General features: G+C 39.2%; 17 protein-coding genes, 15 tRNA genes and 1 rRNA gene. 30 read left to right on the top strand and 3 right to left on the bottom strand.

From position 1 onward, the window contains the following. The 15 genes from rrf to HNP81_RS21675 all read left to right on the top strand — a co-directional run. Positions 1–105, top strand: a 5S ribosomal RNA gene (rrf, locus tag HNP81_RS21745); the annotation flags it as partial. A 28-nt stretch (positions 106–133) separates the two neighbouring features. Next, positions 134–208: transfer RNA gene (locus HNP81_RS21740), tRNA-Asn, on the top strand. Between the two features lie 3 nt (positions 209–211). Next, a tRNA-Ser gene (locus tag HNP81_RS21735) sits at positions 212–303 on the top strand. 13 nt (positions 304–316) lie between these two features. Beyond that, positions 317–391, top strand: a tRNA-Glu gene (locus HNP81_RS21730). A 4-nt stretch (positions 392–395) separates the two neighbouring features. Next, positions 396–471, top strand: a tRNA-Val gene (locus tag HNP81_RS21725). 35 nt (positions 472–506) lie between these two features. Continuing rightward, a tRNA-Met gene (locus tag HNP81_RS21720) sits at positions 507–580 on the top strand. Between the two features lie 3 nt (positions 581–583). Further along, a tRNA-Asp gene (locus tag HNP81_RS21715) sits at positions 584–660 on the top strand. Between the two features lie 42 nt (positions 661–702). After that, positions 703–775 (top strand) — tRNA-Phe (locus HNP81_RS21710). Between the two features lie 15 nt (positions 776–790). Further along, positions 791–874 (top strand) — tRNA-Tyr (locus HNP81_RS21705). 9 nt (positions 875–883) lie between these two features. After that, positions 884–957: transfer RNA gene (locus HNP81_RS21700), tRNA-Trp, on the top strand. 25 nt (positions 958–982) lie between these two features. After that, positions 983–1,058: transfer RNA gene (locus HNP81_RS21695), tRNA-His, on the top strand. Positions 1,059–1,100: 42 nt separating this feature from the next. Beyond that, positions 1,101–1,175 (top strand) — tRNA-Gln (locus tag HNP81_RS21690). A gap of 3 nt (positions 1,176–1,178) precedes the next feature. Then, positions 1,179–1,253 (top strand) — tRNA-Gly (locus HNP81_RS21685). Positions 1,254–1,259: 6 nt separating this feature from the next. After that, positions 1,260–1,333: transfer RNA gene (locus HNP81_RS21680), tRNA-Cys, on the top strand. Between the two features lie 10 nt (positions 1,334–1,343). After that, a tRNA-Leu gene (locus HNP81_RS21675) sits at positions 1,344–1,425 on the top strand. Positions 1,426–1,667: 242 nt separating this feature from the next. Here HNP81_RS21675 and dsdA read toward each other — a convergent pair. Further along, complete coding sequence (gene dsdA, locus HNP81_RS21670) at positions 1,668–3,029, bottom strand: D-serine ammonia-lyase (RefSeq protein WP_182503994.1); 1,362 nt, start codon at positions 3,027–3,029, stop codon at positions 1,668–1,670. A gap of 150 nt (positions 3,030–3,179) precedes the next feature. Here dsdA and HNP81_RS21665 point away from each other — a divergent pair, with 150 nt between their 5' ends. Beyond that, positions 3,180–3,725, top strand: coding sequence for a helix-turn-helix domain-containing protein (locus HNP81_RS21665; RefSeq protein WP_028393354.1), 546 nt, complete (start codon positions 3,180–3,182; stop codon positions 3,723–3,725). 233 nt (positions 3,726–3,958) lie between these two features. Here the strand turns inward: HNP81_RS21665 and HNP81_RS21660 are convergent, their stop codons facing one another. Continuing rightward, a complete protein-coding gene (locus HNP81_RS21660; protein WP_028393353.1) occupies positions 3,959–4,735 on the bottom strand; it encodes a 3-hydroxybutyrate dehydrogenase in 777 nt (258 codons plus the stop codon). Positions 4,736–5,388: 653 nt separating this feature from the next. On the opposite strand from HNP81_RS21660, the gene HNP81_RS21655 reads away from it, so the two are divergent. From HNP81_RS21655 to HNP81_RS21615, 9 genes are all read left to right on the top strand, one after another. Continuing rightward, positions 5,389–6,336, top strand: a complete 948-nt coding sequence (locus HNP81_RS21655; protein ID WP_182503993.1) for a 3-hydroxyacyl-CoA dehydrogenase family protein — start codon at positions 5,389–5,391, stop codon at positions 6,334–6,336. Positions 6,337–6,450: 114 nt separating this feature from the next. Then, a complete protein-coding gene (locus tag HNP81_RS21650) occupies positions 6,451–7,629 on the top strand; it encodes an acetyl-CoA C-acetyltransferase (RefSeq protein ID WP_028393351.1) in 1,179 nt (392 codons plus the stop codon). A gap of 71 nt (positions 7,630–7,700) precedes the next feature. Next, on the top strand, positions 7,701–9,377 hold the full coding sequence (locus tag HNP81_RS21645; protein WP_182503992.1) for a sigma-54 interaction domain-containing protein: 1,677 nt from the start codon (positions 7,701–7,703) through the stop codon (positions 9,375–9,377). Positions 9,378–10,104: 727 nt separating this feature from the next. Beyond that, positions 10,105–11,490: a GntP family permease gene (locus tag HNP81_RS21640; protein ID WP_028393349.1), complete on the top strand. Its 1,386-nt coding sequence runs from the start codon at positions 10,105–10,107 to the stop codon at positions 11,488–11,490. 26 nt (positions 11,491–11,516) lie between these two features. After that, the gene (locus tag HNP81_RS21635; protein WP_182503991.1) at positions 11,517–12,212 is read left to right on the top strand and encodes a CoA transferase subunit A; all 696 of its coding nucleotides are present in this window, start codon (positions 11,517–11,519) and stop codon (positions 12,210–12,212) included. A 15-nt stretch (positions 12,213–12,227) separates the two neighbouring features. Beyond that, positions 12,228–12,878, top strand: coding sequence for a 3-oxoacid CoA-transferase subunit B (locus tag HNP81_RS21630; protein WP_182503990.1), 651 nt, complete (start codon positions 12,228–12,230; stop codon positions 12,876–12,878). A 425-nt stretch (positions 12,879–13,303) separates the two neighbouring features. Beyond that, positions 13,304–14,089 carry an HAD family hydrolase gene (locus tag HNP81_RS21625; protein WP_182503989.1) on the top strand — a complete coding sequence of 262 codons (786 nt, stop codon included), beginning with the start codon at positions 13,304–13,306 and terminating at the stop codon, positions 14,087–14,089. 369 nt (positions 14,090–14,458) lie between these two features. Continuing rightward, positions 14,459–14,532: transfer RNA gene (locus tag HNP81_RS21620), tRNA-Gly, on the top strand. A gap of 254 nt (positions 14,533–14,786) precedes the next feature. Further along, the gene (locus HNP81_RS21615) at positions 14,787–15,752 is read left to right on the top strand and encodes a quinone oxidoreductase family protein (protein WP_182503988.1); all 966 of its coding nucleotides are present in this window, start codon (positions 14,787–14,789) and stop codon (positions 15,750–15,752) included. A 159-nt stretch (positions 15,753–15,911) separates the two neighbouring features. On the opposite strand, the gene HNP81_RS21610 is transcribed toward HNP81_RS21615, so the two are convergent. Next, the gene (locus HNP81_RS21610) at positions 15,912–16,577 is read right to left on the bottom strand and encodes a B3/B4 domain-containing protein (RefSeq protein WP_246399532.1); all 666 of its coding nucleotides are present in this window, start codon (positions 16,575–16,577) and stop codon (positions 15,912–15,914) included. Positions 16,578–16,844: 267 nt separating this feature from the next. Between HNP81_RS21610 and queG the strand changes: the two genes are divergently transcribed. The 5 genes from queG (at position 16,845) to HNP81_RS21585 (ending at position 23,623) form a co-directional block, all read left to right on the top strand. Then, the gene (gene queG / locus HNP81_RS21605; RefSeq protein WP_182503986.1) at positions 16,845–17,984 is read left to right on the top strand and encodes a tRNA epoxyqueuosine(34) reductase QueG; all 1,140 of its coding nucleotides are present in this window, start codon (positions 16,845–16,847) and stop codon (positions 17,982–17,984) included. 255 nt (positions 17,985–18,239) lie between these two features. Next, positions 18,240–19,097, top strand: a complete 858-nt coding sequence (locus HNP81_RS21600) for an amidase domain-containing protein (RefSeq protein WP_028393342.1) — start codon at positions 18,240–18,242, stop codon at positions 19,095–19,097. Between the two features lie 67 nt (positions 19,098–19,164). Beyond that, positions 19,165–19,653: a tRNA (uridine(34)/cytosine(34)/5-carboxymethylaminomethyluridine(34)-2'-O)-methyltransferase TrmL gene (trmL, locus tag HNP81_RS21595; RefSeq protein ID WP_182503985.1), complete on the top strand. Its 489-nt coding sequence runs from the start codon at positions 19,165–19,167 to the stop codon at positions 19,651–19,653. Between the two features lie 106 nt (positions 19,654–19,759). Beyond that, entirely contained in the window at positions 19,760–20,509 is a 750-nt protein-coding gene (nfsA, locus tag HNP81_RS21590) for an oxygen-insensitive NADPH nitroreductase (protein WP_028393340.1), read from the top strand. A gap of 1,218 nt (positions 20,510–21,727) precedes the next feature. Next, positions 21,728–23,623 carry an ATP-dependent protease PrkA gene (locus tag HNP81_RS21585; RefSeq protein WP_028393339.1) on the top strand — a complete coding sequence of 632 codons (1,896 nt, stop codon included), beginning with the start codon at positions 21,728–21,730 and terminating at the stop codon, positions 23,621–23,623. Positions 23,624–23,734 lie beyond the last annotated feature (111 nt).

The raw sequence follows: 23,734 nt of genomic DNA, 5'->3' as shown, positions 1-23,734 counted from the left end.
TGGCGAAGAGGTCACACCCGTTCCCATTCCGAACACGGAAGTTAAGCTCTTCAGCGCCGATGGTAGTTGGGGGTCTCCCCCTGTGAGAGTAGGACATTGCCAGGCAGTTTAATTCTAAACTATATTGTGTTATTCCGCAGTAGCTCAGTGGTAGAGCATTCGGCTGTTAACCGAACGGTCGTAGGTTCGAATCCTACCTGCGGAGCCATATGGAGAGCTGTCCGAGTGGCCGAAGGAGCACGATTGGAAATCGTGTAGACGGGTAACCCTGTCTCAAGGGTTCAAATCCCTTGCTCTCCGCCATTCTAATTAATATGGCCCCTTGGTCAAGCGGTTAAGACACCGCCCTTTCACGGCGGTAACACGGGTTCGAATCCCGTAGGGGTCACCATATTGGAGGATTAGCTCAGCTGGGAGAGCATCTGCCTTACAAGCAGAGGGTCGGCGGTTCGATCCCGTCATCCTCCACCATTAAAATTTTAGTTAAAACCTAATATTCTTATTATCGCGGGGTGGAGCAGTCTGGTAGCTCGTCGGGCTCATAACCCGAAGGTCGCAGGTTCAAATCCTGTCCCCGCAATCTGGTCCGGTAGTTCAGTTGGTTAGAATGCCTGCCTGTCACGCAGGAGGTCGCGGGTTCGAGTCCCGTCCGGACCGCCATTTTTATTCAGTAGTTAAACTTGCTGTAGATATACATTGTTTGGCTCAGTAGCTCAGTCGGTAGAGCAAAGGACTGAAAATCCTTGTGTCGGCGGTTCGATTCCGTCCTGAGCCATCATGAACTTAATATGGAGGGGTAGCGAAGTGGCTAAACGCGGCGGACTGTAAATCCGCTCCTTCGGGTTCGGCAGTTCGAATCTGCCCCCCTCCACCATCTTAATATAGGGGTATAGTTTAAAGGTAGAACAAAGGTCTCCAAAACCTTCGGTGTGGGTTCAATTCCTACTACCCCTGCCAACTTAAAATTTCATCTTACATCATGGCGATTGTGGCGAAGTGGTTAACGCACCTGATTGTGGTTCAGGCATTCGTGGGTTCGATTCCCATCAGTCGCCCCATTTTAAACATAATAAATTGATTATTGAATATATATGTAACAATGGGCTATAGCCAAGCGGTAAGGCAACGGATTTTGATTCCGTCATGCGAAGGTTCGAATCCTTCTAGCCCAGCCATATGCGGAAGTAGTTCAGTGGTAGAATACAACCTTGCCAAGGTTGGGGTCGCGGGTTCGAATCCCGTCTTCCGCTCCAAATTATGGCGGCATAGCCAAGCGGTAAGGCAGAGGTCTGCAAAACCTTTATCACCGGTTCGATTCCGGTTGCCGCCTCCATAATAGTTTTGCCGGTGTGGCGGAATTGGCAGACGCGCACGACTCAAAATCGTGTTCCGTAAGGAGTGCCGGTTCGACCCCGGCCACCGGTATTAAATGGTCGAATTAAAGAAAAAGAGTTCTCACATTTTGTGGGAACTCTTTTTCTTTAATTCGTAAATAGCAAAAAACAGTGTCTTACTGCAAGATCCTTTGTAGATTTGAAAGCGACGTTTTTCCCCTATGTAGAATCTTTTCATATTACGCAAACGGGCCAGCTTGTGGAGCCTAGACTATCAGGATATTAGTTTAATAAGAAAAGAAAAAACACGGGGTTAAACTACCCCGTGTCAATTTACTTTTGTTTCTCTAACGCTAATTTTAACCCTTTTTGATAATATTGCTTCTTCATTTCTTCAGGGACCATACTTCCACCAGTCCCCCAAATAATATGTGTACCATTATTCATCTTTTCTGTTAAACTATGATTTTGTAAATATTTGATGCCCTCTGTACATAATTTACTTGGTCCTATCATGCCTGCTAGTGCAGAAGGTTCTAAATGGATTCCCTCTGTATCGACTAATTCTTTTAGCAATTTATACAACTTTTCATCGCTAACCGTATAATTACCACTTAGAAAAGGTTCCATAGTTTTACCCACAAACCCAGATGGCTTTCCTACAGCAAGTCCATCCGCGTCTGTTACATTATCGATACCAACATCTTGTACAGAAACTTTATCATGAAGTCCAGTCATTAAACCGAGTAACATACACGGTGAGTGTGTAGGTTCTGCAAAGAAACAGTGTACATTGTCTTGATACAATAATTTCAAACCAAAGGCTACGCCTCCAGGGCCACCACCTACTCCACATGGAAGATAAACAAACAAAGGATGGTTTTCATCTATTGTTATCTCTAACTCTTCTAATTGCTTTTTTAATCGAGACGCGGCAACTGCGTATCCTAAAAATAGGTCGTGGGAATTTTCATCATCCACAAAATAACATGTAGGGTCACTATCTGCTTGGATTCGACCTTCTTCTACAGCTTTACTATAATCAGCTTCATATTCAATAACTTTGACATTTTTGCTTCTAAGCAAGTCTTTTTTCCACTGTTTTGCATCAGCTGACATATGAACAGAAACATTAAAACCTAACTTTGCACTGATGATGCCAATACTAAGTCCTAAATTTCCAGTAGAGCCTACTGCGATTGAATATTGTGAAAAGAAGGTTCGAAACCTATCACTATCTAAAATCGAATAATCATCATGAATCGTTAACAATTGATGTTGAAAAGCTAATTCTTCTGCATGTTTGAGAATTTCATAAATCCCTCCCCTTGCTTTAATAGAACCTGAGATAGGAAGGTGACTATCACATTTTAGTAATAATTCACCTAATATAGGCTGCTGATACTCTTGTTCTAATGATTGTTTCATCGAAGGAACTCTTACTAAAGGAGATTCTATGATACCGTTTGATCCTTTTGTTTCAGGGAAAACCTTGGCGATATATGGGGCAAAACGTTTCAATCTTTCCTCTGCATCATGTACATCGTCTTGAGTAAGGGGGGATTTAATAATTCCCGTTTGAAATTTTTCGACATTTGGATTTAGCCAAAATACTTCATCCATCGAAATTAGCTTATTTAGTAAAGGATATTGGTCTTTCCATGTTTGTAGTTCTTTGCTTTCAATCTCTTTCATTTGTTTGCCCCTCCTAATTTCTTGTAGCAATTCGCTTTATAAATTATAATTAAATTACCTTAAATACAGTTTAACATACGATTATCTCGATGTTAAATATTATTTACTTTATTTAAATTAAATTTAACACTTTATAAAGGAGTATCGATTATGGAAAATATAGATATTGGTAAGAAAGTTGAAAAATATAGAAAAGCTAAAGGGTTAAGTAGTAGGGAGTTAGCAAAATTAGCTGATATTACACCTTCAATGTTAAGTCAAATTGAACGAGGAGTGGCGAATCCTTCTATTCAAACCCTAAAGGTTTTAGCTAAAACCCTAAATGTTCCAACTTTTAGTTTTTTACTTGAAGAAACAATTACGGAGGATTTAATCGTAAGGTCTAGTAAACGTAAGAAAATGATCATTGATAATTTGTCTTATGAGTTATTATCACCTGATTTTACAGGAAATTTAACAACAGCGATTATGAAAGTTCCCTCGAATACTTCTTCATCCGAAAATCTTCTAGAACATAAAGGAGAAGAAGTAGCATTTATTTTGGAAGGAAAAATTAAGGTGTATTTGGGTGATGAAGAATATCTATTAGAAGCTGGTGATAGTGTGAAAATACCAGCAAATTTGAAACATAAATGGGAAAATAATTTTAGTCAAAATGCAGTTGTATTATTTTCAGTTACCCCACCTGCGTTTTAATGTGCATTAATGTAAAATATTCTTCCGCAAGTGGACATGATTGTTGAGCAACACAGGTAGAAAAATGCCTAGGAATAAAATGAAATAATACAAATTTGCCCCGAACATATTTATGTCCGGGGCCTTTTTTTTTTAGATGATCTAAAATTTTCGAATTAATTTAGATGCTTTAAGTCATTCGTAATCTAAGGAAGGCATAACAAATTTAATTGTTATGCCTCAGTTGTGGTTGTTTATTGTGCGGTATACCCACCATCAAGTACAACAGCTTGCCCGGTAATGCCACGAGCTTTTTCACTCGCGAGGAAGATTGCATAATCGGCGATTTCACTGACATCGAGCAAACGGTTTTGCGGTACTAGTGGGTAGATGACTTCTTCTAAGACACTTTCTAATGGTACTTTCCTTGTTTTTGCGAGATCTTGCAACTGTCCTCGTACAAGAGGTGTATCCACGTACCCAGGACAAAGGGCATTTACAGTAATACCTGAAGAAGCGCATTCTAGGGCGGCTACTTTTGTTAAGCCGATGACGCCGTGTTTGGCGCTGTTATAGGCAGCTTTATTAGCAAAGCCAATTATGCCATTGATGGAAGAAATATTGATAATTCTTCCAAATTTTTGTTCCTTCATAATCGGCAATACATGTTTGATAGCGATAAACGGAGCCGTTAACATAATTTTTATCATGAGTTCAAATTTTTCTGTTGGAAACTCCTCGATAGGAGAGACGTGCTGGAGCCCAGCATTATTGATAAAAATATCGATACGACCATATTTACTTTTTGTTTGTTCAATCAGCTGAATAATGTCTTTTTCTTTAGTTACATCTGCTTTAAGGCCGATCACTTCTAAACCATTGTTTTTAAGTTTTTGAGCTGATTCTTCAACCGCTTGTTGGTTAAGATCAGACAATACAACTTTTGCTCCATTTTCTGCAAAAAACTTACCAATTTCGAAACCGATACCTCTTGCTGATCCAGTGATGATGGCTACTTTTTGATTAACCATTTTACATTCCTCCAATAAAAAATGTAATGGCTACTTGCAAAAATAGTCTTGGGCATGTGTACTTAGGAAATTTTAAATAAGGGAAGTTAGTTTGATATAAAAATTGGGGGAAGGTTTTTTAGAGTTAGGTTTTGATGTGTAGTCTATCATAATCTTCGAAATTTTTAAAGAGATTTATAGAAGTTTTATAAACTCTTATTTTTGGCATGCTTATTGCATGTAATAGTAATGGCTACATAATTTAAACGTATCACATGTCACCTTGACGGATAAAGTGAAACTTCAATCAGTGGGGGGCTTTATCCCCGCTGATTGTTAGTCCCGTTCTACTGTCGCTATGATCTTCGCTACCGCTTCGATTAATCGACAGTACGAACCCGATTCAATGGAATCACAGACTAAGTGCGCCGCGTCCTGCGGCAACGACTGTGTCACCCACATCCTGTGGGCGCAAACTTACTTTTGAAAACCACAAAGGCAAGTTTCACTGTATCTCATCAATCGGGCTTTTACGAGTAGTTGTCCGTACCTACACTTCTTCGATTCTTCTAAGCCTTGAGGTGGGGGCTTACTGCCCGTTAATGCGGGATAAAAGAATTATTTTTGTAGTGATGGATCGGTGACGGTTTTTCTTTTAGAAAGGAGAAGTTGCTATGATAAAACAGATTGCGATCATAGGTTCAGGGGTGATGGGGAGTGGGATAGCGCAATCTTTTGCTGTTAATGGGTATTCTGTTGTCATACATGATATTGAAGTAGATTACTTGGCAAAAGCAAAAGGATTGATTTCCGATAATCTTGCTCTACTAGTTGAAGAGGGTGTGTTGACTGAACAGGGAAAACACCAAGCCGAAGCTGCTATTACGTATACTGGTGATTTGACAGTGGCTGTCTGCGCAGCGGATTTTATTATTGAGGCGATTCCAGAAGTGATTGAGCTGAAGTGGGATTTGTATCAAGAATTAGAGTTGTTGATCAAATCAGAAGCAATAATTGCTTCAAATACATCCACCTTTCCAATATCTCGGCTAGTTGAAAAGACATCATTTGCAGAGAGGATGATGATCACCCATTTCTTTAATCCAGGCCATCTTGTACCTTTGGTTGAGATCGTGAAACATGACCAGACCAAAGCAGAAATAGTCAAGGAAACGCTAGAATTAATTCGTACTATCGGTAAGACCCCCATACTTCTAAAAAAAGAGATTTCAGGGTTTGTTGCCAACCGTTTGCAGACGGCTTTAATGCGTGAAGCGTTTTACTTGTTAAAAGAAGGGGTAGCTAGTGCTGAGGATATTGATATGGCAGTAACAGCGGGCCCTGGCTTTCGTTGGGCATTTACTGGACCGATCGAAATTGCTGACTTTGGTGGGCTAGATACTTGGCAAAGAGTGTTTGATAATATCGCTCCAGATTTAGATCAAAGCATCGAAGCACCTTCAGTCATTCGCGATTTGGTTGAGCAGGAAAACCTAGGTACTAAAACTGGAGTAGGGATCTATAACTATGAAACAATTTCTGTTTCTCAGAAATTAAATGAAAGAGATCGCCATTTTATTAGACTTAATAGAATAAAAAGCACCCATGGGCAGTTGATCTAAAGCTCAACGTTAAAAAAAGTTCAGGTTCTTAAATTGCATCACCTAATGAAGGTGGCGGTGCGGAGCTGATTTTGCGAAGCACCGCCCCTTTTCCACAGAAAAGGAGGAAGTAAAATGAGAGACGTAGTAATTGTAGGGGCAGCCAGAACACCAGTTGGTTCATTTGGAGGAAGCCTTAGTGGCGTATCAGCAGTGGATCTAGGGGTGGTAGCGGCTAAGGAAGCAATCAAACGGGCAAACATTCGAGCTGAATGGATTGATGAGGTTTTAATAGGGAATATTTTATCAGCTGGTTTAGGACAAAATGTTGCTCGTCAAGTAGCTATTCATGCTGGAATTCCGGAAACGACCCCAGCATTAACGGTTAATAAGTTATGTGGTTCTGGTTTACGAACTGTCATGATGGGTGCACAGTTTATTGCACTTGGAGATGCAGATGTGATTCTAGCAGGCGGGATCGAAAGCATGAGCAATGCGCCGTATATACTTCCTACTTACCGTTTTGGTCAGAAAATGGGGGATGCAAAAGCAGTCGATTCTATGATTTATGATGCATTAACAGATGCGTTTAATGACATTCATATGGGAGTTACAGCGGAAAATATTGCCCAACAATGGGAGTTTAGCCGTGAAATGCAGGATGAATTTGCTTTAAATAGTCAATGGAAAGCTGAAAAGGCTCAGCTTGCAGGGCGTTTTATCGAGGAAATTGTTCCTGTTGAAATTATAAAGAGGGGAAAAACGATTATCGTTGATCAAGATGAGCATCCGAGACATGGATTAACGATGGAACAGCTTAAAAAGCTACGTCCTGCATTTAAAGAAAATGGCACCGTAACAGCTGGAAATGCATCTGGTATCAATGACGGTGGTGCGATGCTTGTACTGATGGCAAAAGAAAAAGCGGAGGAGTTAGGACTTGAAATACTAGCAACCGTTACATCTTATGCGAATGCCGCCCTAGATCCAAAAATCATGGGATATGGCCCGGTGCCTGCGACAAGAAAGGCGTTAGCAAAAGCAGGATTATCAGTAGCTGATATCGATCTATTTGAAGTAAACGAAGCGTTTGCAGCCCAATCTCTGGCAGTACTTAAAGATCTTGACTTGGACAAAAACAAAGTAAATGTGAATGGAGGCGGGATTGCATTGGGGCATCCAGTAGGTGCTTCGGGGGCCCGGATTTTAGTCACTTTGTTATATGAAATGAAACGTACGGATGCAAAACGAGGATTAGCTACTTTATGTATTGGCGGTGGGCAAGGGACTTCATTGATTGTTGAGCGACTTTGATTTTAATGGCATTTCCTTCTTTTTCCTATGCTATAATGAGTAGTACAAAGAGAAAAATAAGGAGAATGGGTATGACCATTAATGATCAATCTATTCAATTTGAAATCTTGAAAGCAATAGTGGATAAATTACCGTTCGGTGTTTTTGTTGCAAAAAATGAAAGCGATATCTTTATGTGCAATTCGGTGATAGTAGAGTCTTTTTCCGAAAACCAACTAGATGTCAAACTTTCAGTCATTACCGAAAAAAAGCTTATGCCGAGCGTAAATACACCTATTCAGTTAAATGGTAACCATGGTATTGTCCGTAAAGAAGTGATTATGATTTTAGAAGAAGAATACCAGATTTATCTTCTTTTATTTTCAAATAATAAAAATGATTTTCTTAATATAGATAATCATGAAGAATTACTCTTTAAAGATATGATCGAATTTGCTTATGACGGTTTGGTCATGGTTGATCCAGATGGGTATGTTCAAGTACTGAGCCAGGCTTATGCAGATTTTCTTAGTGTTGATCAGGAAAGCTCGATTGGCAAGCATGTGACAGAGGTGATTGAAAACACTCGTATGCATATTGTTGCGAAAACGGGGAAACAAGAGCTAGCGGAGCTTCAGAAAGTAAAAGAAGGATATATGATCGTGACCCGATCGCCGATCCGGAAAAACGATAAAGTGACGGGAGCTGTCGGTAAGGTTTTATTCAAAAATGTCGGGCAGGTTACGGCAATATCTAAACGGATTAAAATGCTTGAGGTTGAGCTGAAAAAGTACAAGGGCGATTTCCGTGAAAGAAACAAGGCTTCCTATACTTTCGAACATTTAATCGGGGAAAGTGTAGCTTTTAATGATGTAATTGATCAAGCAAGAAAAGCAGCTAAAAGCGATTCAAATGTATTATTATTAGGTGAAAGCGGAACTGGTAAAGAGTTATTTGCCCATTCCATTCATAATGCTAGTCGTCGTGCTATGGGCGTATTTGTTAAGGTAAACTGTGCTGCGATTCCAGGAGAGCTATTAGAATCGGAACTTTTTGGATATGAAGAAGGTTCCTTTACAGGTGCAAAGAAAGGTGGGAAAGCAGGAAAGTTCGAAGCGGCAGACGGTGGCACCATTTTTCTTGATGAATTGGGTGAACTGCCATTGCATATGCAGGTAAAGTTACTCCGCGTTTTACAAGAAAAAGAGATTGAACGTGTAGGTTCCACTAGTAGTATCCCGATTGATGTGCGAGTGATTGCTGCAACGAATCGTAATTTAGAAGAAATGGTAGCTAAGGGAGAGTTTAGGCTTGATTTGTATTATCGTTTAAAGGTTATGGAAATTATGATTCCGTCGTTGAAAGAACGGCAAATAGATATTGAAATTTTAGTCAATCATTTTATCGATAAATACCAACAGATTATGAAAAAGCAGGTAAAAGGTATTAGTGACCATGCTCTACGTTTACTTACTTTGTATTCTTGGCCTGGTAATATACGAGAGTTAGAGAATATTATTGAACGCGCATTGAATTTTGTAGATGAAGGAACAGCCATTACGAAAGAGCATCTACCTGAAGAAATAGCTGGTCAAAAAGAAATAACTTCAATCCGTTCATTAGCTGAAGTGGTGGAAGATATGGAATGTAATACAATATTAGCTTGTTTAAGGATGACTCAAGGAAATAAATCTGAAACGGCCAAACAATTAGGTGTTAGCCGGACAACACTATATGAAAAAATGAAGAAATATGGCTTGTTGCCTTAGGAAAAGCTGTCTCGAAAAGGTCCGTGCCTCTACTTTATCTGATTAACGTGCTTAATACGGTATTTAGTAGTAGTGCAACCTTAACTTGGGACAGTTTTTTTCTGTGGAAAAGGGGCGGGGCTGTGTACGATCGCCTTCGCACCGCCACCTTCATTAGGTTATACAATTCTAGAACTTTAATTTTTATCATCGTAGGGCTTTAGAGCAGACGCTCATAAAAGTTTGATGGAGAAATGGAGATCTGTAATAAAATCCGTACACGAAAAAAGTAGAAATTCATCATGTGTAAGATAAACCGAACATGATTTTGACTCTCTATTATTAATTGTAAAAAAAGACGAACAGTGATCAGATAATTTTTGATTTTCATGGCCGAATTCTAATTGATTTTATGGATAATTGTTTTTTATAAAATTATTTTAGGAAGAACCATCGCTCTAAGAAAGAACATAGTTAAGTTTGGCATGGAACTTGCAAAAATATAGGTTGAATGGTTTCTCTGTAATATAAATAGTTTTCAGCATGTGTACGGGGATTTGTAAGCGTTTGCTTGTGGTGAATGAGTTCGGCATCATCAGAAACACTTTCGAACCAACCTATTTTGACCTGACTTGGGGAAGGCAGGTTTTAATGGGAATAGGCTATTTTAGAGAATCATAGTTATTTTGATAGACGGAAGATTTTTTTGGGGGGATGGGATTTAATTTGAATCAAAGGGGGAATTTACTTGGCCATTCAGATTATTGCAATTGTGTTGGCTCTTGGTTTGTTGATCTTTTTGGCGTATCGGGGTTATCCAGTTATTATAATCGCACCGCTTGTTACTTTACTTGCTGTTGTTTTATCTGGAGGACTTTTGTTACCAAGTTATACGGAAACATATATGACCAATGCAGCTAACTATGTGAAATCATTTTTCCCAATCTTTTTATTAGGGGCCATCTTTGGGAAAGTGATGGAGATGAGCGGTGCAGCGGCATCGATTGCTCAAACGATCGTAAAAAAATTAGGATCAAAGCGGGCGATTCTATCCGTTGTGTTAGCCTGCTCCGCGTTGACATATGGCGGAGTTTCCTTGTTTGTAGTTGCGTTTGCTGTTTATCCATTCGCAGCTGCTATTTTTAAAGAAGCAGATATTCCGAAACGACTTATTCCTGGAACAATAGCGCTTGGAGCATTTACTTATACAATGGATGCACTGCCAGGAACTCCGCAAATCCAAAATATCATTCCAACGAATTATTTTGGAACAGATACTTATGCAGCGCCATTAATTGGGATTATCGGAGCCATTATCGTATTTGTAGGCGGAATGATTTGGCTTGAGCGCCGCCGTAAACAAGCTTTAGTTAAAGGGGAAGGGTATGGAACTGGCCATATTAATGAACCAGAAACGACAGCAAATGCGTCGCTCCCAAATTTTTGGTTGGCGATAGTACCACTCGTTCTTGTAATTTTGTTTAACTATTTGTTTAGCCGCAGTGGAATTTCTGTTAAGAATTGGTACAATCAAACCGAATTAGCGGAAACTTTCAATATAGCTAATGTAAGTACAGTTACCTCTTCTTGGTCATTGATTGTCGCTTTAACAATTGGAATTCTCGCAGCGATGCTTCTAAATGTTAAACGGATTAAAGTAAAGCTGGCAAGCGGATTAACAGCTGCTGCAATGGGCTCACTGTTAGCTATTTTTAACACAGCATCTGAAGTTGGATTTGGGAATGTAGTTAAAACATTGCCTGGCTTTAAAGTGATTCAAGAGTCAGTTTTCAATGCTAGTAGCAACCCGCTCGTATCTGAAGCAATTGCTGTAAACGTTCTTGCTGGTATTACTGGTTCTGCTTCTGGCGGTTTGTCCATCGCTTTGGAAGTAATGGGAAGTCACTATTTGCAATTGGCACAAAACCTTGGCATTACTCCTGAGATGCTACATCGGATTGCTTCCATGGCTTCCGGAGGAATGGATACGCTTCCACATAATGGTGCGGTTATCACACTACTTGCCATTACAGGGCTAACACATCGTCAATCATATAAGGATATTTTTGCTATTACGATTTTGAAAACAGCGGCTGTATTTATTCTGGCATTTTCAGCATCACTATTTATCTAAAAATACGAAAGAATGGAGATGGAAAAATGAGTAAAGTTCTATCATCATTAGACGAAGTAATACATCAAATTAAGGATGGTTCGACAATTGTTGTAGGTGGCTTCGGTTTATGTGGGATTCCAGAAAAATTAATTACCAGTTTACGAGATAAAGGAGTAAAAGATTTAACGATTGTCAGCAATAATTGCGGTGTCGACGATTGGGGACTTGGTTTGCTTTTGGAAAATAAACAAATAAAAAAAATGGTCGCTTCTTATGTAGGTGAAAATAAACTGTTTGAACAACAATTTTTAAGTGGTGAACTTGAGGTAGAACTTGTTCCTCAAGGTACACTTGCTGAACGCTTGCGAGCTGGAGGAGCTGGAATTCCCGCCTTTTATACAGCTACAGGCGTCGGGACAGAGGTAGCTAAAGGGAAAGAGCATAAAGAGTTTGATGGGAAAACATATATTATGGAAAAAGGGATTGTTGGCGATTTCGCGTTTGTGAAGGCGTGGAAAGCAGATCCATTTGGCAACCTTGTTTATCGGAAAACGGCTAGAAACTTTAATCCCGTAGTCGCCACTGCAGGAAAGATGACGATCGCAGAGGTCGAAGAGATGGTAGGAATCGGTGAACTGAATCCGGATGATATCCATACGTCTGGCGTGTACGTTCAAAAAGTGTTTGTTGGTGAGAAATATGAGAAGCGAATTGAAAGGCTTACAACAGCTAACGCATAAAGGGGAGGGTTTGTTATGTCTGGAAGAAAACGTATTCTAGAACGTGCAGTTAAAGAATTACAAGATGGAATGTGTGTGAATTTAGGAATCGGGATGCCTACCCTGATTGCCAATATGATTCCAGAAGATGTTGATGTCATGCTGCAATCAGAAAATGGCTTACTTGGAATTGGGGCATATCCGACAGATCTCGAAGTAGATCCGGACTTGATCAATGCCGGCAAAGAAACAGTCACAGCAAAAGCCGGTGCTTCCTATTTCGATAGCGCTGAATCATTTTCAATGATTCGCGGTGGCCATATTGATCTTGCTATTCTTGGTGGGATGGAGGTTTCCGAAAAAGGAGATTTAGCAAATTGGATGATTCCTGGGAAAATGGTAAAAGGAATGGGTGGCGCAATGGACTTAGTGCAAGGCGCTAAACGAATAGTTGTAATCATGGACCATGTGAATAAGCATGGAGAATCCAAAGTTAAGAAGACCTGTACTTTGCCACTAACCGGTCAAGGCGTCGTTCATTGCCTAATCACGGACTTAGCAGTGTTCCATTTCCCGGAATCAGGAATGGAATTAGTGGAGCTGCAAAAAGGGGTTACCCTTGAAGAAGTAAAAGAAACGACGGAAGCGGAATTTGTGGTGAGTGAAACGCTGAAAGTAAATAACTAATTTGGTGTTGTAGCTTCATGATTTAAAACGCCACCATTTATCTTGGAGGTTTAATTCTGTACCACGCTACACTCACTTAATCAATGGCGGTGCGGATCCGGAATTTTGGATGCTTTTTCGGTAAAATCAGTATACCAGCTAAGTGGATTGGCTATTTTAGTGAGTCTCGAAGTCCGGTCCTCATGTCCGTCTTATAAAAGAGAGAGAAGCAGTTAATGGCTTTTCTCTCTTTTTAGTTTTATAGTTCGCGAATTCTTCAAAAAAGTTTTTTGATAATGAAAGGTTATGTAAAACTATTTATTAATTTCATAATAAATAGTGAAAAAAGCAATCAATCTTATGGGGACTCTTTTTTCTCTCTTTTCATCTAAGTCAAATCTGTATATGATATAGGTATACATAATCTGTACTAGGAGCTGTTGAACTTGATTAAAGCGATCTTTTTTGACTTGGATGATACCCTTCTATGGGACCAAAAAAGTATAAGTGAAGCATTTAAAGCTACTTGTGAGTATGCCGCAGAGAAATATGAAGTAGATGCTGAGCAATTAGAGGAAGCGGTGCGTGAAGAAGCGCGGGAGCTTTATGCATCGTATGATACCTATTCATTTACACAAATGATTGGTATTAACCCTTTTGAAGGATTGTGGGGGGATTTCGGTGATGAGGGGATAGAATTTGGAAAGATGAAGGAGTATGCACCAGTCTACCGCCGGGATTCTTGGATTAGGGGCTTAAAGTCGCTTGGGATTAATGATGAAGAATTCGGTGCTGAATTAGCAGAACGCTTCCCTCAAGAGCGGAAAAAGCGCCCTTTTCTTTATGACGAAACGTTCCAGGTATTGGATGAGCTGCATGATCAATATCGTTTATTATTGCTGACAAATGGTTCACCAGAATTACAAAATACGAAACTAGCGATTACTCCTGAACTTGTTCCATATTTTGATCATATTGTTATTTCTGGAGCATTCGGTAAAGGTAAGCCAGACACATCCATTTTCGAACATGCATTAGAACGTATGGGTGTAAGTAAGGATGAAGTCTTAATGGTAGGCGATAATTTAATGACAGACATCCTCGGGGCATCCCGCTTAGGCATTCAGTCTGTCTGGATTAATCGACACGAGAAAGAACGTAATGAAGTAATTCCTACTTATGAGATTACTCATTTAGAAGAGCTGTATCCGATTTTGCAGTCATTAAAATAAAAAAAATTTAAAATGATAAAATTTGGATATTTAGACGATTCGCTCTACTTTGGAAAACAGAAATTTTTCTAAGGAAGATTTACCGAATTGCAGCATAGCTTGTGTATATAAAAATTCTTATTCAAGAACAGATCCGGAATGAGGCATAGCGTTAAAAGATGTATGTGATCGAATTCAGAATCCGAAAAAGACCGAGGTCATACATATCATAATAGTAAGAGTATTAGTTGCGTGAAAAAGTTCTCCTATGGAGGACTTTTCCAATTTAACGAAAGCATCCTAGAATTTAATAAAAAGGTTGCAAAAGTCATGAAAGAGATATATAATTAATTTTGTTGATAAGGAAACGCAAATTTCGACAAATTACATGCGGGTGTAGTTTAGTGGTAAAACCTCAGCCTTCCAAGCTGATGATGAGAGTTCGATTCTCTTCACCCGCTCCATACATAGCTACTAACGCAGTGTTTCGTTACATAGAGAACGACGCATTGCGTTTTTTTATGTTTTACAAGGATTTGATCTCGTTAAGAGGTTAGGTCCTTTTTAAGTGGGAATAGCTAGATAATGATATTAAATAATAAAATAATAATAATAATAATAATAATGGTTATTGAGTTTTAAAACTTCATCAGTTCCATTAATGCTTAACGGTACGTACGTATGTACCCATTCATATAAGTAGAAACGGGGTAGTAAAATGAAAGCATTAATCTTTGAATCGTTTGGTGGCCCAGATGTATTGCGCTATAAAGAGATATCAGATCCTTCCATTAAGGAAGGCGAAATATTGGTGAGAATGAAGGCAATAGGATTGAACTTTGCCGATGTTTACAGAAGGAAGGGCAATTATCATTTAGCAGGTCTTCCACCTTATATATTAGGGTATGAAGGTTCTGGTATCGTAGAGCAAGTAGGTGATGGCATCACAAATATAAAGGTTGGCGATCGAATCGCGTTTGCAGATGTGCCGTTTGCAAATGCAGAATTAGTTGCTGTTCCTATTGAAAAAGCTATTTTGTTACCAGACGATATTTCTTTTGAAACGGCCTCATCTGTTTTGCTTCAAGGATTAACTGCACATTATTTAACAAAAGATAGTTTTGAAGTCAAAGCAGGAAACTCTGTTCTTGTTCATGCGGCGGCAGGAGGCGTTGGCCAGCTACTTGTTCAGATTGCTAAACTGCTTGGTAGTCAGGTCATTGGACTAACCTCTTCAGCAATTAAGGCGGAGGCTGCTATTTCAGCTGGAGCGGATCATGTATTCCTATACGAAGAACAATGGAGTGAAAAAGTGAAGGAAGTAACGAAAGGTCATGGAGTGGACGTTGTGTATGAGTCCGTGGGTTCGACTTTAGCAGACAGTTTTGAAACGACAAAAATCGGTGGTACGGTTGTATTTTATGGCATGGCAGGTGGAGATCCTGCTCCAGTCGATCCTCGTATGCTGATGGATACATCAAAAACGCTGACTGGCGGCGATCTTTGGAATGTTTTAACTTCATATGAGGAAAGAAATACTCGGTCAAAACAATTGTTTAACTGGATTGCTGAAGGAAAACTAGTATTGAAAGAACCTACTACATTCTCGTTAAAGGATGGCGCGGATGCGCATAAATTGTTAGAAAGCAGAAACAGCACCGGAAAAATTTTATTGATTCCATAAAGGTCAAAAGTGTTTGTTAATTATAAAAATCTCGCATGAAAAGTATTCGTCCTTGTGAAAATTTGTTATGGCGTTGCTGTATCTGGAAAATTTTATTAGCTTAGTTCAGAAAAACCTAAACACCGTCCGATGATATGGACGGTGTTTAGCTATGTACGGCTAATTAACGATTGTATAAATCCCTTCACCGCCATGAACTTGTAGAAACATCTTCATTAGTGATTGCGTCAGTTTATCTGCTTCTTCTAATGAAGTCTGTTGTTTTAGGTAAATGATTTGCAGGGCAGAGGTTGTTGTTTCCGTAACTTTGGTCCGCTCTGAATCAACGAAAGGACTGCCGAAAGGTCCATTTTTGTCAGTTGATGTAATCATCCCTTTCATGGAATTACTGCGGCCGTTTAACCCATCGTATTGATCGGTTTCATCGCCGATTTTTAGCGTGACATCTCCGGCTATTTGATCGAGATCATAAATGCCGATTGGCACCTCGTATTGTAGCGAAAAGAAATTGTTTATGTCGATGGCAGAATGGACAGGCTGAATGTAATTTTGTTTTTGAATTCGGCGATAGAGAGCTTCAACAGATGGTCTGTAGCGTGATGGATTGGTTCCGATCGCTTTGAATGTTTGTCGCCATTCTTTAATTCCAGAAATGTCGTTTATTACTTTGTCTTGAAGATCAAAGAAAATCGATTCCTGAAATAGTTGGAGTCTCCCTTTGATCATTTGTGGCGAGTCGCCTACTGCAATATTTTGATAAAAAATAAGGCCTGCTTTAAAATTGGGAATTTTATCACGGAGTATGGCATCAATCTGAACTTCCAAACCTTTCACCTCCAAAAATGGTTGGATATAGTTTATCATAGATGACGTAGGTTTAATATTGAGTAGGCTTCTTTTAGATGTTGTTCAATAAGTCCGGTAAAAATTGCAGTCGAATTTCTTCGTCGCTCATGAATGAACTGTGCATGTTCGGTTCTCATGTATTCTGTATACGCGCAGGTCTAGAGACGATGACCACGCGAAATTCTAGGATCTTTTTATCCTCCTTTTTGAACACACACTTTTAGTTAGTTGATAGGAGTGAATAATGTGGATATAGATGCATTTAAACAAGAAGTGATTCAATATAGTAAGGAAATTGGTATAGATAAAATCGGTTTTACAACGGCTTCAACGTTTCAGGAAATGAAGAATTTACTTATTCGACAGCAGGAATTAGGTTACCAATCTGGCTTTGAAGAGCCAGATATCGATAAAAGAGTGGATCCGACATTAATTTTCAATGAACCGAGATCAATCATTTCGATTGCGCTCGCCTATCCTTCGAAAATGAAGAACGCGCCACAAAGCAAGAAAGGCGAACGTCGAGGGATTTTTTGCCGAGCTTCTTGGGGACAGGATTATCATATTGTCCTACGTAAGAAACTGCAACTGCTTGAGGACTTTATTAAGGAAAAAGTGCCAGGGGCCATGGCGAAATCAATGGTCGATACTGGCGAACTAGTTGATAGAGCTGTTGCCGAGCGCGCTGGGATTGGTTGGAGTGGGAAGAACTGTGCAGTTATTACCCCTGAATTTGGCTCTTATGTTTATTTAGGTGATATGATTACAAACATCCCTTTTGCACCAGATCAACCGATTGAAGATCAATGTGGAACATGCAATAAATGTGTAGATGTATGTCCGACAGGTGCTCTTGTTCAAGGTGGACAGTTGAATGCAAAGCGTTGTATTGCATTTTTGACACAAACAAAAGGATTCTTACCAGAGGAATTTCGGACGAAAATCGGTAATCGTTTGTATGGTTGTGATACGTGTCAGACCGTTTGTCCGAAAAATAAAGGTATGGATTTTCACTTTCATGAAGAAATGGAGCCTGATCCAGAGCTTGTAAAACCATTATTAAAGCCGTTACTTACGATTTCAAATCGTGAATTTAAGGAGAAATATGGTCACGCGTCAGGATCTTGGCGAGGTAAAAAGCCGATCCAACGAAATGCGATACTGGCACTTGCTCATTTTAAAGATGAGACTGCACTACCTGATTTAATAGCTGTTATGAAGGAAGATCCACGACCTGTCATACGCGGGACTGCTGCATGGGCAATTGGCAAAATCGGTGGAAACGAGTCGGTATCCGTACTTAAAGAAGCACGTAAAAGAGAAACGGACGAAGAGGTACTTGCTGAAATAGACAAAGGACTTAGTTTTAGTGCAATACCTGAGTAAATGAGGTTTGACCTTTCGTAAGGAATTACGAGGTCAGCCTTTTTTTGTATTTTTACCGAAGTTTTATACATATATCTTATCATACGGATAAATGCCTTTCTTAATTTAGAAGATAATCAATCCTCGATTCATTAAAATTAACCATCGGAGTGGATAATCGAAAAATGCAGACTAAAATGGTCAACACTTTAAATTCATTCTTTTTTCGGAATATGATCCCGACTGATGGAAGTTTCATTTTAAGGGGGAGTTTGTTTGAAGATTCAGCTAATAGCACTTGTACAGAAACGAATTGAACAGTATATTGGAAAGTCGCGTGAAGCGGTAGAAGGAAAACTTGAACGAAAACAAAACTTGTTAAAACAAAGGGAAGCAGAAATTGTCCGGGTTAAGGCAGCAGGTCAAGTGCTGTCTAGGCATGATAATAAAAATGAAACAGAATTAGACTATCATCTTCATCTTCAATATTTTATTAAACAACGAGACACTTTTTTTATTGAAGAAGAAACGGAAGAAAGGCGAGCCACGTTTCAAAATGGAAAAGTGGTCAGTGATTATGAAAACGAAAGAATATATGGTCAGAATCAGGAAGAGCGCAAAATTGATGTGTTTTCGGAAAGAATAAAGTATACGTATGATCGTTTGAAGGCTGTGAAATATGCGGAAAGATGGTGGAATGATTTTAATCCAGCGTATCCAAAGTTTACGGATGATTGCTCAAGTTTTATTTCACAATGCTTACATGCTGGAGGAATTCCGATGTGGGGAAGCTCGAATCGAAATAGGGGGTGGTGGATGTCGGGAAAGAACTGGAGTTTTAGTTGGACGGTTGCTAATGCATTCCAGCAGTTGCTGGCAGGGGGAAAGGGGGTTAGAACGCAGCAAGTTCGGTCGGCTGAACAATTGAATTTAGGGGATATTATTTGTATTGACTTTGAAGGAGACGGTCGATTTAATCATTCGTTGATTGTGACAGCTAAGGATGAAAATGGAATGCCGCTAGTGAATGCACATACGACAAATAGTAGACACCGTTATTGGACTTATGAAGATTCAAGCGCCTATACACCTAAAATTGTTTACAAGTTTTATAAAATACTTGACGGAAGCTGATGATGAGGCACAAGTGAAAATTAATGATATAATATAGTTTAAAGACTATACTAGAGGTGAACAGAACGTGGCAATACATGTCGTTTTATATCAACCAGAAATTCCGGCCAATACTGGAAACATCGCGAGAACTTGTGCAGCAACTGATACGAAGCTGCATTTAATCCGTCCGCTTGGATTTTCCACCGACGACAAAGCTTTGAAAAGGGCTGGGCTGGATTATTGGCATCATGTTGATATTCAATATTATGATTCATTAGATGAATTTTTTGAACAAAATGCGGGCGGTGATTTTTATTATCTGTCCAAATTTGGTGAAAAACCACATACTAGTTTTGATTACAGTGACCAAGATCGTGAAATTTATTTCTTATTTGGCAGGGAGACTACTGGGTTGCCAAAAGATGTAATCCAACAGCAAAAAGACCGCTGTCTTCGAATTCCAATGACTGGAAATGTTCGCTCTTTGAACCTTTCTAACACAGCTGCCATTCTCGTTTACGAGGCGCTGAGACAGCAAAATTATCGGGATCTCGATTTGAAGCTAGAAAATTAACTGTAAAGGGCCGGTCCAAAACTGAGCCCTTTTTACATAGGCTCAATATAATCAGCTGTTGATTTTGGCGTTTGTTTTCTTTAATTAAAGAGAGGGTGAATAGGGTATGAATGAAGTTATTGCAAAAATATTGGATCATCGTTCTATTCGATCTTTTGAAGACAGGCTATTAACGTCCGAACAAATTCAAGCCATTGTCCAATCTGCTCAAGCAGCTTCAACTTCAAGTTTTGTACAAGCGTATACTATTATCGGTATTACGGATCCTGTGAAAAAAGCGGCATTAGCAGAGCTTGCTGGTCCGCAATCATATGTGGAAAATAACGGGCATCTTTTTATATTTTGTGCTGATTTGCATCGACATGAGATTGTTGCAGAAATGGAAGAAGTGGATTTATCAGAGCCGTTAGAAAGTACGGAAAAATTCATGGTTGCGACCATTGATGCAGCACTTGCCGCTCAAAATGCTGCTGTAGCTGCGGAATCGATGGAACTTGGTATTTGCTATATTGGCGGCATTCGCAATCATTTACCTGAAGTAACGGAGCTTCTTAATATTCCACCTAAAGTCATTCCATTATTCGGCTTGGCTGTCGGATATCCAAAGGGTCAAAGTGAAAAAAAACCACGACTACCCATTGAACATGTTTATCACGAAAATGAGTATCAGCCCAATAAGGAGGAATTTATTGCTCAATTGGAGAAGTATAATGATACGATTTCTGGATATTATCGAAAACGGACAAATGCCGTTCGAAAAGATACCTGGACAAGTCAAATGGTTGGGATGATTACAAAAAAAAGCAGAATGTATATGAAGGACTTTGTTGAGCGTCAAGGCTTGAACAAACGATAAAGTGAAACTTCAATCAGGGGGCTTCATCCCCCTGATTGTTAGTCCCGTTCTACTGTCGCTAAGATCTTCGCTACCGCTTCGATCGATCGACAGTACGAACCCGATTGGTTCAACTATACCTTTGAAAACCACAAAGGCAAGTTTCACTGTATCTCACCAATCGGGCTTTTACGAGCAGTATCCTCCACCTATACTTCTTCGATTCTTCTAAGCCTTGAGGTGGGGGATTTACTGCTCGTTAAAGCGTGATAAAGTGAAACCTTAATCAAGGGGGGCTTTCTTCCCCCATTGATGGTTATGACTAGTCGAATCAAACTAGTAATACAGTCGCTTTCGTGGGAGATGTAACGGACAGTCTTAGAGAGTGCGAGGGCTTTTCGCAATATTGGCTCTAATTTGGATTGAAAAGTTTATAGATGAAATAGATATCAAACATCTTATAAAATAAAGGCTGTGTTAAAGCTCATTGTTGATTGGAGCAGAAGGTGTGAGACTACTGCGGGATAAGCGCGTCAAAGAGACGAACGCCTTTCGTTTCAAATCAACAATCAAGTTATACAGAGTCTAGAAAATAAAAGAAGATGTCCCTTATGTAAGTGTAAAACACCTTTTCGGACATCCTCTTTTAAAAAATTCAGTAAAACACATGAAAATTCTTCCCCAAATGAACCTTGTACCGTGTTTTGGCTTATTTTTTCACAAATGGTTTATCATCGTATCCAGCAGTGAAAATTGCAACTAAAAACGTCACCATAACCGCGAGAATAATTACCGTTCCCATTATGTAACCCCCCTGAACTAAATTCTTCCTATGTTACGTATAAAGGTAGTATACCCCAATTTTTCAACAATGTGAACGCTAATGAAAGGAAATCTTTGATTATTGAGTATTGGCTGTACAAATAGTCAAAATGATTTTCGGAGGACCAATTTATCCGCCTTAACGGGCAGTAAACCCCCACTGATTGGAGTTTCATTTTATAAACGAATAAAGGCAATTTTTCAAAATATCTTATTTAAAGATCGAATAGAAATATAAAAGGGTCTGATCTCTCTTAGGCATCGTCCCTAGTTTCGTAGCAGGTAAAGTAATGGATAGTAATAGGTTATTTCTAGCAAGCTTTTTCATTTCGTCTGAACTTCTGTACATGTTTGTCAGATTCGCTGCATAGATTAAAGTATTCATCTCTGATAGGTAACAAGGGGAGGTTGCTAAAGATGGAAATTTTAAAAAAGATTGCGAGATTTAGAGAAGAAGAGCACAAGCTAAAATGGGAAGGCACCTTCGCGGAATATTTGGAGATTGTTAAAGAACAGCCATGGGTTGCACAATCCGCGCATTCACGTGTATATAACATGATCAGAGATGCTGGTATAGAAGAAGTCAATGGAACGAGGAAGTATAATTTTTTCAGTGGTCAATTATTTGGTTTAGAGGAGTCGCTTGAACGTCTTGTAGAAGAATATTTTCATCCAGCTGCAAAACGATTAGATGTTAGAAAAAGGATTTTACTACTGATGGGGCCGGTATCGGGTGGGAAATCGACGCTCGTTTCAGCATTGAAGCGAGGGTTAGAATCGTATTCACTTAAAGATACAGGAGCTATTTATGCAATAAAAGGCTGTCCGATGCATGAAGACCCACTTCATTTAATTCCACAAAATTTACGCCAAGACTTTTTTGATGAGTATGGTATTCGTATTGAAGGGAATTTGTCGCCACTGAATTTAATGAGGCTTGAACAGGATTATGGAAATAGAATTGAAGATGTGATAGTTGAGCGTGTATTCCTTTCCGAAGATAAGCGGGTCGGTATTGGAACATTTAGTCCATCTGATCCGAAATCACAAGATATTGCTGATTTAACAGGCAGCATTGATTTTTCGACGATTGCCGAATTTGGATCGGAATCTGATCCGCGTGCGTACCGATTTGATGGTGAATTGAATAAGGCAAACCGAGGGATGATGGAATTTCAAGAAATGCTGAAATGTGATGAGAAATTTCTCTGGCATTTACTTTCACTTACACAGGAAGGAAATTTCAAAGCCGGAAGATTTGCCTTGATTTCCGCTGATGAGTTAATAGTGGCGCATACGAACGAAACTGAGTACAAATCATTCATTTCAAATAAGAAAAATGAAGCCTTACATTCTCGAATCATCGTTATGCCGATTCCGTATAATTTAAAAGTAACAGAAGAAGAAAAGATTTATGAAAAAATGATTAAAGAAAGTGATGTTCACAATGTTCATATCGCGCCACATACATTAAAAGTTGCTGCGATGTTCAGTATTCTGACCCGGATGAGGGACCCGAAAAAAGGAGACATCGATTTAATTAAGAAAATGCGACTCTATGATGGTGAAAACGTGGAAGGTTTTAATTCAGCCGATATTAATGAGTTGAAAAAAGAGCATCAGGATGAAGGGATGAGCGGAATTGACCCACGATATGTGATCAACCGCATATCTTCAACGATTATTCGGAAAGAAAATCCATCGATTAATGCACTTGACGTACTTCGCTCGTTGAAGGAAGGGCTTGACCAACATCCTTCGATTACATCTGAGCTACGTGAAAGATATTTAAATTTCATTTCACTTGCAAGAAAGGAATATGACGCGATTGCGAAAAATGAAGTTCAAAAAGCATTCGTATATTCATATGAAGAATCGGCGAAAACATTGATGGATAATTATCTAGATAATGTCGAAGCATATTGCAATAAATCTAGACTCCGCGATCCTTTAACAGGTGAAGAGATTTCTCCTGATGAAAAGCTGATGCGCTCGATTGAAGAACAAATTGGAATTTCGGAAAATGCAAAGAAGGCGTTCCGTGAAGAAATTCTAATTCGAATTTCGGCTTACGCTAGAAAAGGAAAACGCTTTGATTACAATTCACATGATCGACTGCGTGAAGCTATTCAGAAGAAATTATTTGCTGATTTAAAAGATGTTGTAAAAATTACAACGTCATCGAAAACGCCTGATGAGAACCAATTGAAGAAAGTAAATGAAGTAGTTGCAAGGCTAATCGAAGAGCATGGTTACAATTCTACATCTGCAAATGAATTACTACAATATGTTGGTAGTCTATTAAATAGGTAATCATTGAAGGGTCTGACTTTAGTTTAAGAGGTCAGATCCCTTTTGCTTCGGACAAGTCATGTTATATGAACTTGAACTTTACATGTAGAAGCTTGTACAGTTTAAAGCGAT

This window comes from Peribacillus huizhouensis (genome assembly GCF_014138605.1).
GTDB lineage: Bacteria > Bacillota > Bacilli > Bacillales > DSM-1321 > Peribacillus > Peribacillus huizhouensis.
The sequence above is the reverse complement of the archived record's forward strand: the minus strand, read 5'-3'. Positions and strand labels throughout refer to the sequence as shown.